This window comes from Serratia sp. CY38905, assembly GCF_052168875.1.
Lineage (GTDB): Bacteria > Pseudomonadota > Gammaproteobacteria > Enterobacterales > Enterobacteriaceae > Serratia > Serratia sarumanii.
The window spans coordinates 66,329-81,385 of sequence record NZ_JBJNLV010000001.1 but is presented as its reverse complement, the minus strand read 5'-3'; the positions used below and the strand labels follow the sequence as shown (position 1 = coordinate 81,385).

General features: G+C 61.4%; 14 protein-coding genes. 8 read left to right on the top strand and 6 right to left on the bottom strand.

Annotated features, from left to right (window positions below):
- Positions 1-178 precede the first annotated feature (178 nt).
- The 5 genes from ACJ8MK_RS00495 to ACJ8MK_RS00475 all read left to right on the top strand — a co-directional run bounded on the left by ACJ8MK_RS00495 (position 179) and on the right by ACJ8MK_RS00475 (position 5,685).
- Positions 179-676, top strand: a complete 498-nt coding sequence (locus tag ACJ8MK_RS00495) for a GAF domain-containing protein (RefSeq protein ID WP_033638286.1) — start codon at positions 179-181, stop codon at positions 674-676.
- A 96-nt stretch (positions 677-772) separates the two neighbouring features.
- On the top strand, positions 773-1,483 hold the full coding sequence (gene proQ / locus ACJ8MK_RS00490; RefSeq protein ID WP_033638287.1) for an RNA chaperone ProQ: 711 nt from the start codon (positions 773-775) through the stop codon (positions 1,481-1,483).
- A gap of 19 nt (positions 1,484-1,502) precedes the next feature.
- Positions 1,503-3,551: a carboxy terminal-processing peptidase gene (prc, locus tag ACJ8MK_RS00485; protein ID WP_033638289.1), complete on the top strand. Its 2,049-nt coding sequence runs from the start codon at positions 1,503-1,505 to the stop codon at positions 3,549-3,551.
- A 310-nt stretch (positions 3,552-3,861) separates the two neighbouring features.
- Positions 3,862-4,740, top strand: a complete 879-nt coding sequence (htpX, locus tag ACJ8MK_RS00480) for a protease HtpX (protein WP_033638291.1) — start codon at positions 3,862-3,864, stop codon at positions 4,738-4,740.
- Positions 4,741-4,977: 237 nt separating this feature from the next.
- The gene (locus ACJ8MK_RS00475; RefSeq protein WP_041034825.1) at positions 4,978-5,685 is read left to right on the top strand and encodes a hypothetical protein; all 708 of its coding nucleotides are present in this window, start codon (positions 4,978-4,980) and stop codon (positions 5,683-5,685) included.
- Positions 5,686-5,785: 100 nt separating this feature from the next.
- Here the strand turns inward: ACJ8MK_RS00475 and ACJ8MK_RS00470 are convergent, their stop codons facing one another.
- Positions 5,786-7,180, bottom strand: coding sequence for an MFS transporter (locus tag ACJ8MK_RS00470; RefSeq protein ID WP_033646331.1), 1,395 nt, complete (start codon positions 7,178-7,180; stop codon positions 5,786-5,788).
- A gap of 231 nt (positions 7,181-7,411) precedes the next feature.
- Here ACJ8MK_RS00470 and kdgR point away from each other — a divergent pair, with 231 nt between their 5' ends.
- Positions 7,412-8,203 carry a DNA-binding transcriptional regulator KdgR gene (gene kdgR / locus ACJ8MK_RS00465; protein WP_103772699.1) on the top strand — a complete coding sequence of 264 codons (792 nt, stop codon included), beginning with the start codon at positions 7,412-7,414 and terminating at the stop codon, positions 8,201-8,203.
- Positions 8,204-8,249: 46 nt separating this feature from the next.
- Here kdgR and ACJ8MK_RS00460 read toward each other — a convergent pair whose 3' ends face one another.
- The 5 genes from ACJ8MK_RS00460 to phnR form a co-directional block, all read right to left on the bottom strand.
- On the bottom strand, positions 8,250-9,053 hold the full coding sequence (locus ACJ8MK_RS00460) for an ABC transporter permease (protein WP_041034829.1): 804 nt from the start codon (positions 9,051-9,053) through the stop codon (positions 8,250-8,252).
- A gap of 2 nt (positions 9,054-9,055) precedes the next feature.
- A complete protein-coding gene (gene phnU, locus ACJ8MK_RS00455; protein WP_060427719.1) occupies positions 9,056-9,919 on the bottom strand; it encodes a 2-aminoethylphosphonate ABC transporter permease subunit in 864 nt (287 codons plus the stop codon).
- Position 9,920: 1 nt separating this feature from the next.
- Positions 9,921-11,051 (bottom strand): 2-aminoethylphosphonate ABC transport system ATP-binding subunit PhnT, encoded by a 1,131-nt coding sequence (gene phnT, locus ACJ8MK_RS00450; RefSeq protein WP_405051312.1) that lies wholly within the window; start codon positions 11,049-11,051, stop codon positions 9,921-9,923.
- Between the two features lie 2 nt (positions 11,052-11,053).
- Complete coding sequence (locus ACJ8MK_RS00445) at positions 11,054-12,064, bottom strand: 2-aminoethylphosphonate ABC transporter substrate-binding protein (RefSeq protein ID WP_442517427.1); 1,011 nt, start codon at positions 12,062-12,064, stop codon at positions 11,054-11,056.
- Between the two features lie 175 nt (positions 12,065-12,239).
- Complete coding sequence (gene phnR / locus ACJ8MK_RS00440; protein ID WP_047567850.1) at positions 12,240-12,959, bottom strand: phosphonate utilization transcriptional regulator PhnR; 720 nt, start codon at positions 12,957-12,959, stop codon at positions 12,240-12,242.
- 155 nt (positions 12,960-13,114) lie between these two features.
- Between phnR and phnW the strand changes: the two genes are divergently transcribed.
- Positions 13,115-14,218, top strand: a complete 1,104-nt coding sequence (gene phnW, locus ACJ8MK_RS00435) for a 2-aminoethylphosphonate--pyruvate transaminase (protein ID WP_041034837.1) — start codon at positions 13,115-13,117, stop codon at positions 14,216-14,218.
- A 9-nt stretch (positions 14,219-14,227) separates the two neighbouring features.
- A complete protein-coding gene (gene phnX, locus ACJ8MK_RS00430) occupies positions 14,228-15,037 on the top strand; it encodes a phosphonoacetaldehyde hydrolase (RefSeq protein WP_033653909.1) in 810 nt (269 codons plus the stop codon).
- The last annotated feature ends 20 nt before the right edge of the window (positions 15,038-15,057 follow it).

Below are 15,057 nucleotides of genomic sequence, written 5' to 3'. Positions count from 1 at the left end.
TCGGGCGCCGGACGGTAAAACGAGGTAAACCGGGATTCTGAGCGGCAAACATACCCCGAGCGACAGGGTTTTGTGAAGCAACAGATGATTAACCTTGTGGCTATACGCATTTAATGCTTATTTTATAGGGCCTAAGCTTTGGGCTTCTGGCCATCTTCACTGTTTCAATGGTTATCACATGACAAAAGAACAATTCTACGCGGAATTAAAACGTGACCTGAGCGCGTTGCTCGGCGGGGAAACCAACTTTATCGCGGCGCTGTCCAACGCCAGCGCGTTGCTCAACGAGCGTCTGGATGACGTGAACTGGGTCGGTTTCTATCTGATGGATGGCGGCCAGCTGGTGCTGGGGCCGTTCCAGGGCAAGATCGCCTGCGTGCGTATTCCGGTGGGCAAGGGCGTGTGCGGCACGGCGGTGGCGGAAAATCGCGTGCAGCGCGTCGGCGACGTGCATGCGTTCCCGGGCCATATCGCCTGCGATGCGGCCAGCAACGCGGAAATCGTGCTGCCGCTGGCGGTTGGCGGCCGAGCGATCGGCGTTTTGGATATCGACAGCACGGTTTATCAACGCTTCGACGAACAGGACGAAGCGGGCTTGAAAGCAGTGGTGGCGGGGCTTTGTGAGCAACTGGAACAGTGCGACAGTGCGAAATATGTGACTGTGGCGGCAAGTTGATCGACGGTTAACGTGGCAATTACCGATGGCGTCATTATAATGACGCCTGTTCATGCCTGTGGCTTGTTGGCAATACCGTTGTAATCAGGAAATTTCATGGAAAATCAACCTAAGTTGAACTCTAGTAAAGAAGTCATTGCTTTTCTTGCCGAGCGTTTTCCGCTCTGCTTTAGCGCCGAAGGCGAAGCTCGTCCGCTGAAAATCGGTATTTTTCAGGATTTGGTAGAGCGCGTGCAGGGGGAAGAGAATCTCAGCAAAACGCAATTGCGTTCTGCCCTGCGCCTGTACACCTCAAGCTGGCGTTACCTGTACGGCGTCAAAGTCGGCGCGCAGCGCGTCGATCTGGACGGCAATCCGTGCGGTGAACTGGAGCAGCAGCATGTCGATCATGCTCGCCAGCAGCTTGAAGAAGCCAAAGCGCGCGTTCAGGCACAGCGTGCCGAACAAAACGCCAAAAAACGTGAAGCCGCCGGTGAATCCGCCGATGCCGCGCCACGCCGTCCGCGCCCAGCCGGTAAAAAGCCCGCTGCACGTCGCGAAGGCGGAGCCGCGCCGGAGAACCGCAAGCCGCGCCCACAAACTCGCCCACAGCCAGCTCGTCAACCTCGTGCAGCAAAAGAGGAAAACCAGCCGCGTTATGCGCCAGTCACGGATATCTCTAAACTGCAAATTGGCCAGGAAATCAAAGTCAGAGCAGGCAAGAGCGCGATGGATGCTACCGTACTCGAAATCGCTAAAGATGGCGTACGTGTGCAGCTCTCTTCCGGTCTGGCGATGATTGTGCGCGCAGAACACTTGCAGTTCTGATACGGAGGCCAACCCAGGCATGAACAAATTCGTCAGATTAACAGCGATTGCAGGGCTGCTGTGGGCGGGTGTCAGTTACGGCGCGGAAACAGCCAACATCCGCATCGGCCAACTGCCTCAACTGCAACAGGAACCTCAGCACGCTACGGTGAGTGAGCGCGTCACCTCGCGCTTCACTCGCTCTCATTACCGCCAGTTTGCCCTCGACGCGGAGTTTTCAGGCAAGATCTTCGATCGCTACCTGAACATGCTGGACTACAGCCATAACGTGTTGCTGGCCTCCGACGTGGCGCAGTTCGCCGGCAAACGCAATCAGGTGGGCGAAGAGCTGAAAACCGGCAAGCTGGACACCTTCTACGCGCTGTTCAATCTGGCGCAGAAACGCCGCTTTGAGCGTTACACCTATGCGTTGTCGTTGCTGGACAAGCCGATGAACTTCACCGGCAACGGCACTATCGATCTCGACCGCAGCAAAGCGCCGTGGCCGAAAGACAAGGCCGAGCTGGATAGCCTGTGGGATGCGAAAGTCACCTATGACGAGCTGAACCTCAAGCTGACCGGCAAGACCGACAAAGAAATCCGCGACACGCTGACCAAGCGCTATCAGTTCGCCATCAAGCGCCTGACGCAAAGCAACAGCGAAGACGTCTTCCAGCTGGCGATGAATGCCTTCGCGCATGAAATCGACCCGCACACCAACTATCTGTCTCCGCGCAACACCGAGCAGTTCAACACCGAAATGAGCCTGTCGCTGGAAGGCATCGGCGCGGTGCTGCAGATGGATGACGACTACACCCTGATCAACTCGATGGTGCCGGGCGGCCCGGCGGCGAAGAGCAAGGCGATCACCGTGGGCGATCGCATCGTCGGCGTCGGCCAGGCCGGCAAACCGATGGTGGACGTGATCGGCTGGCGCCTGGACGACGTGGTGTCATTGATCAAAGGGCCGAAAGGCAGCAAGGTGCGCCTGGAGATCCTGCCGGCCGGCAAGGGCACCAAAACCCGCGTGGTCACCCTGACCCGCGAGCGCATCCGCCTGGAAGACCGCGCGGTGAAAATGACCATCAAGACCGTCGGCAAAGAGAAGGTGGCGGTGTTCGACATCCCCGGCTTCTACGTCGGTCTGACCGATGACGTGAAAGTGCAGCTGCAGAAAATGGCCAAGCAGAACGTCAAGAGCGTGATCATCGATCTGCGCACCAACGGCGGCGGCGCGCTGACCGAAGCGGTGTCGCTGTCCGGCCTGTTCATTCCGAGCGGCCCGGTGGTGCAGGTGCGCGACAACAACGGCAAAGTGCGTGAAGACGCCGACACCGACGGCGTGACCTACTACAAAGGCCCGCTGGTGGTGCTGGTCGATCGCTTCAGCGCCTCCGCCTCCGAGATCTTCGCTGCGGCGATGCAGGATTACGGCCGCGCGCTGATCGTCGGCGAGCCGACCTTCGGTAAAGGCACCGTGCAGCAGTACCGTTCGCTGAACCGCATCTACGATCAGATGCTGCGCCCTGAGTGGCCGGCGCTGGGGTCGGTGCAGTACACCATTCAGAAGTTCTACCGCGTCAACGGCGGCAGCACCCAGCGCAAAGGGGTGACCCCGGACATCCTGATGCCGACCGGCGTCGATCCGGCGGAAACCGGCGAAGCGTTTGAAGACAACGCCATGCCGTGGGACAGCATCAATGCGGCGACCTACAGCAAGACCGGCGATATGGCGCCGTTCGAGCCGGAGCTGCTGAAAGATCACCAGCAGCGCATCGCGCAGAATCCGGAGTTCCAGTACATCGCGCAGGATATCGCGCATTACAAGGCGCTGAAGGATAAACGCAACATCGTGTCCCTCAATCTGGCGGTGCGCGAGAAAGAGAACCACGACGACGATGCGACCCGTTTGAAACGCATCAACGAGCGCCTGGAACGTGCGGGCAAGAAGCCGCTGAAATCGCTCGACGATTTGCCGAAGGATTACCAGGAACCGGATCCGTACCTGGATGAAACCGTGCATATCGCGCTGGAGCTGGCTCATCTGGAAAAAGATCGGCCCGCTCAGCAGCCAACGCCGGCCAAATAAGGCCGCGTCCGGCAGGATGAAAAACGCACCCTCGGGTGCGTTTTTTTATGGTGACGAGAAGGCCTGCTTCCCTGCAGGGGGAATGGGGACGGGCTTATGCGTCGCCTGATAAATTTATGGCAAAAAACCCCTCCGCCTTACGCAACAATCGTTTACAATTTGCCAAATCCCGGTCGCGCGCCGTTTTTGTAAAGTTTCGTATTTTTAGTAGGTTAATGACGCGCGACTCTTGAAACTGTGACGAATGCCCATACGATCTAGGGTATCTTCGACAGCGTTTTGTTAACATTTATGAGGAAGTAAACATTTTATGATGCGTATAGCTCTGTTCCTGCTCACCAACCTGGCGGTGATGTTGGTTTTCGGGCTGGTGCTCAGCCTGACAGGAATCCAATCCAGTAGCGTTCAGGGCCTGATGATCATGGCCGGTCTGTTCGGCTTCGGCGGCGCTTTCGTGTCGTTGCTGATGTCCAAGTGGATGGCGCTGCGCTCCGTCGGCGGGGAAGTGATTGAACAACCGCGTAACGAAACCGAAAACTGGCTGCTGGAAACGGTGCGCCGTCAGTCGCAGCAGGCGGGCATCGCCATGCCGCAGGTTGCTATCTACCACGCGCCGGACATCAACGCCTTCGCCACCGGCGCACGCCGCGACGCCTCGCTGGTCGCCGTCAGCACCGGCCTGCTGCAGAGCATGAGCCGCGACGAAGCGGAAGCGGTCATCGCGCACGAAATCAGCCACGTCGCCAACGGCGATATGGTGACCATGACCCTGATTCAGGGCATCGTGAACACCTTCGTCATCTTCATTTCGCGCCTGATCGCGCAGGTTGCCGCCGGCTTCCTGGGCAACCGCGACGGTGAAGGGGAAGGCAACGGCAACCCGATGATTTACTTCGCGGTGTCGATGGTGCTGGAACTGGTGTTCGGCATCCTGGCAAGCATCATCACCATGTGGTTCTCGCGTCACCGCGAGTTCTACGCCGACGCCGGCTCCGCCAAGCTGGTGGGCCGCGAGAAGATGATCGCTGCCTTGCAGCGCCTGAAAACCAGCTACGAGCCGCAGGAAGCGGGCAGCATGATGGCGTTCTGCATCAACGGCAAATCCAAGTCGTTCAGCGAGCTGTTCATGTCGCACCCGCCGCTCGACAAGCGCATCGAAGCGCTGCGTTCCGGCCAGTACCTGAAGTAATCGGTTGAATGAAAGGAAAAACCCCGGCTCGCCGGGGTTTTTTTATGGCATGACGAAATCGCTTTTTCAGGTGGAGGATGCTGATTCAAGCGTCAGATTTCGCGATTTGAATACGGCCTTTCCGCCTCTCGCGGTACGCTAGCCGCTGCAGGCTACCATGCCTGACGCCTTCGCTTGCTTGGTTTGGGAAGCTCATGCTATATGCTTTGGCACCATAACGTCTGTCCCTGAGGCCCTATGAAAATCAACGATCTTCCCTTGCTCGGCTGTGATGAGGCGCTGGCGCGCCTTACCATATTGGCGGGCGGCGTCGCCGATGCGTCTGCGGAGTTGTTAAACCGGAATGGTTACGATTCTGAACAGCCAGCTATACGCTGGCATTCAGGCGACCTGCACCTCCCATCGTTTTTCCCAGACGAGAACGACAGGCACGATTACGATTATCTGGTCGTAGAAGGAGATTTGATCGTAGAGGGGTGCATGGCGGTGTCACCCCAGCGGGAGGATGGCGGCATCATTGTGCTGGGGCGGCTGCAGTCGGATACGCTGATTTGTTTGGGCGAGCTGCTCGTGCGTGACGATGCCCGCATACGCCATGCCTATTGCAGCTCTGGAAACGACGGCGCGTTTGTGGTGGGGGGAAATCTGGCCGTGCTCACCCTGGTAGAAACGGGGGAATTTATCCATGTATATGGCGATCTCGACGCGCGATGTCTCGCCTCATTGCAGAACTTCGTTCAGGTTGACGGAGAGACGCGCTGCGGCTGTCGAATCGACAGCGCGCAGTCCGCTGAACCGATCACGCGCATGTTCGCTTCAGACCTGCTGAAGGCCTTTGAGGGGGAGGATAACGACGGCCAACACATTGTTGGCTGGTATCCGGATGACGATGCCTATTTAGCGTGTTTGCAACAAGGCCGCAGCCCTTTGAGGAGCGGCGACTGACGCCAAGCGTATCACACCTGGCGCGGCGTGATTCAGGCCGGCCGCATTGCTGGAACCGCCGGCTTTAGAATCGATGGGGTTTCGGCTGTTTCTATGGCCGCTATTTCACCTCGCGGCTTGGCTGCGCCGTTTGCGCCGTCGATTGGGTGATGCGCAGGCTGCTGACCGCCGCCGCCAGAGTGGCGAACACGCCGGCCAGGACCAGCGATGCGTGGGTGCCGGAGGTGGGGAACAGGTTGAACATCAGCGCCACCAGCGCGGCCCCCGAGGTTTGCCCCAGCAGGCGAGCGGTGCCCAGCATGCCGCTGGCGCCGCCGCTGCGGTTACGCGGCGCGGCGGAGATGATGGTGTGATTGTTGGGCGACTGGAACAGGCCGAAACCGGCGCCGCACAGCACCATGCGCCAGATGATGTCCCCATTCGACGGGTCCGCGGGCAGCAGCGCCAGCGAGAACAGCCCGAGCGCGAACACCGCCAGCCCAATGCAGCCCAGCAGGCCGGCGTGCACGCGCTCCACCAGCCGGCCGGCGATCGGCGCCATGACGACGATCGCCAGCGGCCACGGCGTCAGCAGCAGCCCGGTCGCCACTTCGTCGCGGCCCAATGCGCTTTGCAGGAAGAACGGCAGCGACACCATCGCCAGCATTTGCGCAGCAAACGAGCAGATTGAGGTGCCCATCGACAGGGCGAAGATCGGGATGCGCAGCAGGTCGACCGGCAGCAGCGGAAATTCCTGGCGCAGCTGGCGGCGCACGAACACCGCGCCAATCGCCAGCAGCGCGGCGATCTCGCTGAAGATCAGCGTCAGGCTTTGGCCCTGGGCGAAGCCGCTGATGGCAGTGATCAGCAGGCCGAAGGTCAGCGCGTTCAGCACGGCGCTGGTGGGATCGAAACGGCGGTTATCGCTTTTTTGGCCGTTGGCCGGCAGAAACTTCATGCCCAGCAGCAGCGCGACGAGGCCGATCGGCAGGTTGATGGCGAACAGCCACTGCCAGGACGCGACCGACAGGATCGCCGCCGCCACCGTTGGCCCGGCCGCCGAGGAGCAGGCGACGATCAGCGAGTTGATGCCCATGCCGCGGCCGAGAAAACGCTGCGGATAGATGATGCGGATCAGCGCGGTGTTGACGCTCATGATGGCGGCGGCGCCAAAGCCTTGCAGCACGCGGGCGATGGTCAGCGTAAGCAGCGAGTCGGACAGGGCGCAGAACAGCGAGGTAATGCTGAACACCAGCAACCCGGCCTGATAGATGCGGCGATAGCCGATCAGATCGCCGAGCGACGCCAGCGACAGCAGAGACACGGTGATCGCCAGCTGATAGGCGTTAACCACCCAAATGGAGCTGGCCGGGCTGGCGTTGAGATCGCGCGCGATGGTGGGCAGCGCCACGTTGGCTATCGCGCCGTCGAGCACGGATACGGTAATGCCGAGGGCGATGGCGAGGATCGCCCCATAGCGTTGCGGGACGGGGAGGCCGTCGGAACAAGGACGCATGTTGGTCTCAGCGGTATTTATTCAGGGGAGTATTATCATGCTAATCATATTCGCCCATGATTGCATGCCCCTTGTCCGCTGAATTGTAAACGGCGGTGAGCGGGCCGGCGGTTATCCATTTGGCTTCAATCGCTTAGCGTTCAACTGCGTTGCGCGTCGCGATCTGTTCCGATTATACTGAAACCCTTGTTTAAATTTCCTGAAACAGAACCGTTAAGTAGGGTATTTGCCATGGCTAACGCAGATTCAGACAAGCAACCGGATGCCGTCTCATCCGTAATGAAAGTGTTCGGTATTTTGCAGGCGCTCGGCGATGAGCGCGAGATTGGCATTACTGAACTGTCCCAGCGGGTGATGATGTCCAAAAGCACCGTCTACCGTTTTCTGCAGACCATGAAAGCGCTGGGCTACGTTTCGCAGGAAGGGGAGACGGAAAAATATGCGCTGACGCTCAAGCTGTTCGAGCTGGGCGCCAAATCGTTGCAGAACGTCGATCTGATCCGCAGCGCCGACGTGCAGATGCGCGAACTGTCGAACCGCACCCGCGAAACCATCCACCTTGGCGCCCTGGATGAGGACGGTATCGTCTATATCCACAAGATCGACGCGATGTACAACCTGCGTATGTATTCGCGCATTGGTCGCCGCAACCCGTTGCACAGCACCGCCATCGGTAAAGTGCTGCTGGCCTGGCGCGATCGGGATGAGGTGGCGCAGATCCTGTCGCAGATTGAATTTACCCGCAGCACCGAGCATACCCTGACCAGCGCCGCCGAACTGCTGCCGGTGCTGGCGCGGGTGCGTGAGCAGGGATACGGCGAAGATGCCGAAGAGCAGGAAGTGGGGATCCGTTGTATCGCGGTACCGGTATTCGATCGGTTTGGGGTGGCGATCGCCGGGTTGAGCATCTCCTTCCCGACGCTGCGCTTTTCCGAAGCGGCGCGGGAGGAGTATGTGGCGCTGTTGCACGTCGCCGCCCGGCGCATCAGTGAACAGCAGGGCTATTACGACTATCCGTTCTGACCCTTCGCTTCCATGAACAAGGCGCTGCCATGGCAGCGCCTTGTGGCTATTTAACGCCCGGCATCAGCCGCTGCGAAATCCGTTCCAGCACTAACATCAGCAACAGCGTGGCCGCCACCAGGATCATGGTCAGCGTCGCGCCGTTGGCGATGCTGCCGCGATCGGTCAGGCTGAAGATAGTGACCGGCAGCGTCGCCCAGCTCGGCGGGTAGATCATCATGGTCGCGCCCAGCTCTCCCATCGACAGCGACAGGCTGAGGGCGAAGGCGGAGATCATATAGGGGGCGATCATCGGCAGGGTGACGTGGCGCAGGCGGAACAGCGGCGAAGCGCCCAGGCTGGCGGCGACGTTCTCGTAGTCGCCAGGCAGCCGGGCCAGCCCGGCCATCACGTTGCCGAAGGTGAAGGCGGAAATCAGCACGAAGTGGGCGACGGGCACGATCAGGAAGGTGCCGTTCATCTGCAGCGGCCCCTGGCTGAACGCCACCAGCACCCCGAGACCTATCGACACCGAAGGCACCGCGCTGGGAATGAAGAACAGCGTGCTCAGCAGGCGCTGGCCGCGCCCCTGATGGTGGCGCAGCGCCAACGCCGCCCAGGTGCCGCACAGCAGCGCGAACAGGCTGGCGCTGAAACCGATAGCCAGGCTGGCGACCAGCGCGTCCCAGGAGGCGCCGCCAAAGGCCTGGCGGAAGTGGCTGAGGGTGAAACCGCTCGGCAGCACGCCGTTCCACTGTTCGCTCAGGCTGGACATCAGGATCACCGCCAGCGGCAGGCAGAAGAACAGCGCGAACAGCGTGACCGCCAGCGTGCAGGTCAGGGTGCGGCCGGTGCGAGACCAAATCAACATCGTCAGTTCCTCAGCCCGGCGCGCGCCGCGGCGTAGCGGTAAAGGGAGAACAGCCCGAGCGACAGCGCGATATTCACGACGGCGATCGCGCAGGCGACGGCGTAATCCGACTCCAGAATCGCTTTGGAGTAGACCATCATCGGCAGCGTGGTGACACCCTTGGCGCCAATAAACAGCACGATGCCGAACTCATTGGTGGTCAACAGTAGGCACAGGCTGCCGCCGGCCAGCAAGGCCGGCAGCGCGGCGGGCAAAATCACCTGGCGCACCACGCGCCCCGGCCGGGCGCCGAGGATGCTGGCGGCTTCGAGCTGGCTGCGATCGATCTGCGACAGCGCCGCCATCAGCGGACGCATTACCAGCGGCGTAAACACGGTGATTTCCGCCAGGATCACGCCCCAGATGGAGTAAAGAAAGTCTACCGGCGGCAGAGTAAAACCGAAGGTCGCCATCAGCGTACCGTTCAGCAGGCCGGCGGAGCCGTAGATAAAGGTGAAGGCCAAGGTGATCAGGAAGGTCGGCATGGCGATAAAGGTATCGATCACCCAGGCGATCAGCCGGCTGCCGGGGAACGGCGTGAACACCAGCAGCAGCGACAGCAGGGTGCCGAGCACCAGGCAGCCCAGCGTCGCCAGCAGCGCAATCTGCAGCGTGTTGAGCAGGGCGCTGACAAAGCGTCGGGATTCGAACACCTGCTGCAGCGCGGCGGCGCTGAACAGCCCCTGATCGTCGGTAAACGCCTGTTTGACGATCAGCGCCAGCGGATAGAAAAACAGCGTCGCCAGCACCAGCAGCGGCAGCAGGATCCATAAACGGCGCGGTGAACGCGGCCGCCGAGCCGGGCGAATAAGCGTAGAGTCGGTCATGTCAGTCCTCGATCAGTACCGCGTCATCAGGGGCGAAATAGAGCGGCACGCGCTCGCCGATCTGCGGCATCCGACTCTGATGGGTGGTGACCACGCGCAGCGGGTGGCCTTGCACGTCGAACTGCAGGTGCGTCAACTCCCCCTGCCAGTGAATATCGCGCAGCGTGCCGACGATGCAGTTGCTGCGCTGGGCATCGGCATCGAGCGCAATATGCTGCGGTCGAATGCACAGCAGTTTGTCGAAGCCGCGTTGTGCGCCGTAGGTGAAACAGCCGATCACTTTTCCGGCGCAGCTGACGGTGGTCATGCCTTGGCCGGCGGTGGTTTCCAGCGCGGTGGCCGGCAGCAGGTTGGCGCGGCCGAGGAACTCGGCGGCGAAGCGGTTTGTGGGATGACGGTACAGCGCGCGGGTCTCGCCGTGGGCGATCAGGTGTCCGTCGCGCATGATGCCAATCTTGTCCGCCAGCGTCAGCGCTTCGCCCTGATCGTGGGTGACGTACAGGATGGTCAGCTCCGGCAGCTCGCGGTGCAGGCGGGCGATCTCTTCCACCATGCTGTGGCGAATCTGCGCGTCCAGCGCCGACAGCGGTTCATCCAGCAGCAAGACTTTGGGGCGCACCGCGATGGCGCGGGCGATCGCCACGCGCTGCTGTTGGCCGCCGGAGAGCTGGCTGGGATAACGCCTGGCGTAGGCGGACATGCCGACGATGGCCAGCGCCTCCTCGACGCGCTCGGCGGTGAGGCCGCGCGGCTTGCCCTGGGCGCGCAGGCCGAACGCCACATTGTCCTCGACGCGCATATGCGGAAACAGCGCGTAGTTCTGTACCACCATGCCCAGACCGCGCTCATAGGGCGGCACGTCGGTGACATCGACGTCACCGATGGCAATACGCCCGGCGGAAGGCTGCACGAAACCGGCGATCGCCCTCAGCACGGTAGTTTTGCCCGAGCCGGAGGGGCCGATCAGCGCCAGCACTTCGCCGGGGGCGATGGTGAGTGTCAGGGGTTTCAGCACTTCGGTGCCGCGATACGACACGCTGACGCGGTCGAGTTGGATGCCCGACGGCCCGGCGATGTCGAGGCTGTTATCCCGCGCCTCGGCGCGGGAAGAGAGGGTAGAAGGCATTGTCAGCGTCATTCGGTCACCTTGTGCCAGCGTGAGATATCGGCGGACAGGCTGCTTACCACCTGATTCCAGTCCGGCGCCCAGATGTCCACGCCTTCCAGCGCCGCCTGCGACCGCTTGAAGTTATCGTCGGTCGGGATGACGTCCTTACGCACCGGCATGCCGTAGGACATGGCGCTAACGCTGCTCTGCGCTTCTTTGCTCAGCAGGAAGTCGATCAGCTTTTTGCCGTTGGCGCTTTGCGGCGCGCCTTGCACCAGGCCGACATAGTAAGGCAGCGCCAGCGTGCTGCGCTTGCCGTCCGGCCCGGCCGGCCAGAACACCTGCACGTTCGGGTTGCTGCGCATCTGCGCCAGGTTCATCTGCAGATCGCCGTTGGCCACCAACAGCTCGCCTTTATTGACCAGCGCGGTCAGCTTGCCGGTGGAAGCGGAAGGGCCGACGTTGTTGTTTTGCAGCTTGCCGAGGTAGTCGAAACCGGCGTCCTTGCTACCGAAGCTGTGAAACGCCTGCAGCAACACTGCGGTGCCGTCACCGGCCTGGCCCGGCGTGGAGTACTGCAGCTTGTTGCGGAACTGCGCGTCCAGCAGCTGTTGATAGCTGGCGGGCGCCTGCGGCAACAGTTTGGCGTTATAGATGAAGCTCAGGTAGTTGTTTACCAGCGGCACGAACTGCGGCTGAGCGTCGGCGATCTGCGCCGCATCCTGCGGGGTGAAATCCTGCAGCAGTTTTTCCGCGGCGGCGCGCTGGATGAACGGCGGCGGCGTCACCAGCACGTCGGCCTGCGGGTTGCTGCGCTCTTTCGACAGCCGCTCTACGATGGCGCCGGAACCGCCTTCGACGTATTGCACCTTGATGCCGGTTGCCTGAGTGAAGGCGTCGAACTGGGTTTGATACCAGCTGTGATCGCCGGCGTGCAGACCATCGGCGGAGTAGACGGTCACCACCGCGTCGGCGGCCCAGGCCGGCGCGGAGCCGAGTGCGATGGCGGTCATCACGATCAGACGAGAAAGTTTCATAGCTTCAGCCTCACTGTTGCGGATTTAAGCGTAACTGGTATACACCAGATATGCGGTCACGCTAATCGGCGAATATGACAAACAAATGAAAGCGGCAAAATATATTTGCCGGCAACGGGGAATTGGGCGTGGGGGAGAAAGGCGGGGCGGCGGGCGCAGCCCCTGTCATGCGGGGTTAAAGCGTATCGACTTCGATGCGCAGGCTGTCGTGGCGCCAGTACTCGATATCGAAATCGAGAATGCGGCCGTGCTGGTCGTAATTCAACCGGCGCAGCAATAAGGCGGGCAGGCCGACCATGGCGCCGAGCGCGTTGGCGGCGCGGTAAGGCAGGGCCGTCGGGTAGAACGACAGATGCATGTTGCTGTAAATCAACGCGTAATGCTGTTGATAGACTTCGGTCAGGCTGCCGTTGAGATCGTGGCTGAGCAGTTCCGGCACCCGCTGCGGCAGGCAATGGTTTTCGCAATAACAGATGGCGCGGCCGTCGGCGTAGCGCACGCGGCGCAGCAGATACACCTGGTCGAAGGGTTCGAGCGCCAGCGGCTGCATCACGTCGAGCGGCACCGTGGTTTTTTCGCCGGACAGCAGCGCGGTGCGCGGCACGCGCCCCTGCTCCTGGCACAGGCGGTGGAAGTTGGTGTTCTGCGTCGGATCCAGCCACAGCCGTTCCGGCGTGACGAACCAGCCGCGGCGATCGGCGCGATAGATGGCGCCGGTGGCCTCCAGCTGCGCCAGGCTCTCGCGAATGGTAACGCGGGTGGTGGAGAAGATGGCGCACAGCTCGCGCTCCGAAGGCAGCTTGTCGCCCGCCTGCAGCGCGCCGCGGGTGATGCGCGCCTGAAGCTGATCCTTGATCTGCAGGTAGTGGGGCATTTCGCCCTGATGTTCTTTCATTTCATCTCGCTATGGCATCGGCCCGTCATTCCGGCACGCGCTTATTATACATAGCCAGATGAATTTTTTGTTTCACCGCGCTTTGTCGTTTGACCAGGGAAGGAATTTGCCGCCACAATGCCTGCAATCTGGTATAGACCAAATAGGTGAATAACATGTCCGATCGAAACTACCTGCTGTTGACCCCCGGCCCGTTGACCACGTCGAAAACGGTAAAAGAGGCGATGCTGTTCGACAGCTGCACCTGGGATGAAGATTACAACCTGGGCGTGGTGCAAAGCATCCGGCAGCAGCTGGTGGCGCTGGCGACGCCGTCCGCCGGTTACACCTCGGTGTTGCTGCAGGGCAGCGGCAGCTTTGCGGTGGAGGGCGTGCTGGGCACGGCCATCGGCCCGCAGGACAAGCTGCTGATCGTCAACAACGGCGCCTATGGGGCGCGGATGATCGAAATGGCGCGGCTGATGGATATCGACCACCACGCTTTCGACTGCGGCGAGGTCAATGAGCCGGACGTGGCGGCGATGGAGGCGGTGCTGAAAAGCGATGCGCGCATCAGCCATATCGCCATGGTGCACTGCGAAACCACCACCGGCATGCTCAACCCGCTGCAGAAGGTCGCCGGCCTGGCGGCGCGCAACGGCAAGACCTTTATCGTCGACGCCATGAGCAGCTTCGGCGGTATCCCGCTGGATGTGGACGCGCTGGGCATCGATTTTCTGATCAGCTCCGCCAACAAATGCATTCAGGGCGTGCCGGGCTTCGCTTTCGTCATCGCCCGCCGCAGCGAACTGGAGAAATGCGCTGGCCGCTCGCGCTCGCTGTCGCTGGATCTGTATGCCCAGTGGCGCTGTATGGAAGACCAGGCCGGCAAATGGCGCTTTACGTCGCCGACCCACACCGTGCTGGCCTTCGCGCAGGCGCTGAAAGAGCTGGAACAAGAGGGCGGCATTGCCGCGCGCCACCGCCGCTATCAAACCAATCAGCGGCGGCTGGTGGCGGGCATGCGCGAGCTGGGCTTTGAGACTCTGCTCGATGATGCGTTGCATTCGCCGATCATCACCGCATTCTATTCGCCAAAGGCCGACACTTACCGCTTCGCCGAATTTTATCAGCGCCTGAAACAGCAAGGGTTTGTGATCTATCCCGGCAAAGTGTCGCAGAGCGACTGCTTCCGCATCGGCAACATCGGGGAAATTTATCCGCAAGATATCGAACGTTTGCTGGCGGCCGTCGGGCAGGCGATGTACTGGAATCAATAAGGATTGACCATGAAACAGATCAACGCAGTGATCCTCGACTGGGCCGGCACCACGGTGGACTTCGGCTCCTTTGCGCCAACGCAGATTTTCGTCGAGGCGTTCAAACAAACCTTCGATATCGACATCAGCCTGGCGGAGGCGCGCATTCCGATGGGGCTGGGCAAATGGCAGCACATCGAGGCGCTGGGCAAGCTGCCGGCGGTCGACGCGCGCTGGCGGCAGAAGCTGGGCCGCTCGATGAGCCACCAGGACATCGACGCGCTGTATCAGGCGTTTATGCCGCTGCAAATCGCCAAAGTGATCGACTTCGCCGATCCCATCGAGGGTGTGCCACAGGTGATTGCCGGGCTGCGCGAACAAGGCATTAAAATCGGCTCCTGCTCCGGTTATCCGCGTGCGGTGATGGAGGTGCTGGTGCCTGCCGCCGCGCAGCGTGGCTACGCGCCGGATTACTGGGTCGCCACTGACGATCTCGCGGCCGGCGGGCGGCCGGGGCCGTGGATGGCGCTGCAGAACGCCATCGCGCTGGGCATCGATGCGGTGGCGCACTGCGTGAAGGTGGACGACGCGGTGCCGGGCATTCATGAAGGGCTGAACGCCGGGATGTGGAGCGTCGGGCTGGCGCTGTCCGGCAACGAGTTTGGCGCGACCTGGCAGGAGTACCGCCAAATGGCGGCGGCAGAGATCGAGCTGCGCCGTACGGCGGCGGCCGATAAGCTGTATGCGGCGGGCGCACATTATGTGATAGACACGCTGGCGCAATTGCCGGGCGTTATCGCCGACATCAACCGGCGGCTGGCGGACGGCGAGCGGCCGTAACGACCGGGCGCGGGGCATAA

What these genes read in the sequence shown, in the direction of transcription:
- ACJ8MK_RS00495 (WP_033638286.1), top strand. Translation starts at nt 179, where the DNA reads ATGACAAAAGAACAATTCTACGCGGAATTAAAACGTGACCTGAGCGCG.
- proQ (WP_033638287.1), top strand. Translation starts at nt 773, where the DNA reads ATGGAAAATCAACCTAAGTTGAACTCTAGTAAAGAAGTCATTGCTTTT.
- prc (WP_033638289.1), top strand. Translation starts at nt 1,503, where the DNA reads ATGAACAAATTCGTCAGATTAACAGCGATTGCAGGGCTGCTGTGGGCG.
- htpX (WP_033638291.1), top strand. Translation starts at nt 3,862, where the DNA reads ATGATGCGTATAGCTCTGTTCCTGCTCACCAACCTGGCGGTGATGTTG.
- ACJ8MK_RS00475 (WP_041034825.1), top strand. Translation starts at nt 4,978, where the DNA reads ATGAAAATCAACGATCTTCCCTTGCTCGGCTGTGATGAGGCGCTGGCG.
- ACJ8MK_RS00470 (WP_033646331.1), bottom strand. Translation starts at nt 7,180, where the DNA reads ATGCGTCCTTGTTCCGACGGCCTCCCCGTCCCGCAACGCTATGGGGCG.
- kdgR (WP_103772699.1), top strand. Translation starts at nt 7,412, where the DNA reads ATGGCTAACGCAGATTCAGACAAGCAACCGGATGCCGTCTCATCCGTA.
- ACJ8MK_RS00460 (WP_041034829.1), bottom strand. Translation starts at nt 9,053, where the DNA reads ATGTTGATTTGGTCTCGCACCGGCCGCACCCTGACCTGCACGCTGGCG.
- phnU (WP_060427719.1), bottom strand. Translation starts at nt 9,919, where the DNA reads ATGACCGACTCTACGCTTATTCGCCCGGCTCGGCGGCCGCGTTCACCG.
- ACJ8MK_RS00445 (WP_442517427.1), bottom strand. Translation starts at nt 12,064, where the DNA reads ATGAAACTTTCTCGTCTGATCGTGATGACCGCCATCGCACTCGGCTCC.
- phnR (WP_047567850.1), bottom strand. Translation starts at nt 12,959, where the DNA reads ATGAAAGAACATCAGGGCGAAATGCCCCACTACCTGCAGATCAAGGAT.
- phnW (WP_041034837.1), top strand. Translation starts at nt 13,115, where the DNA reads ATGTCCGATCGAAACTACCTGCTGTTGACCCCCGGCCCGTTGACCACG.
- phnX (WP_033653909.1), top strand. Translation starts at nt 14,228, where the DNA reads ATGAAACAGATCAACGCAGTGATCCTCGACTGGGCCGGCACCACGGTG.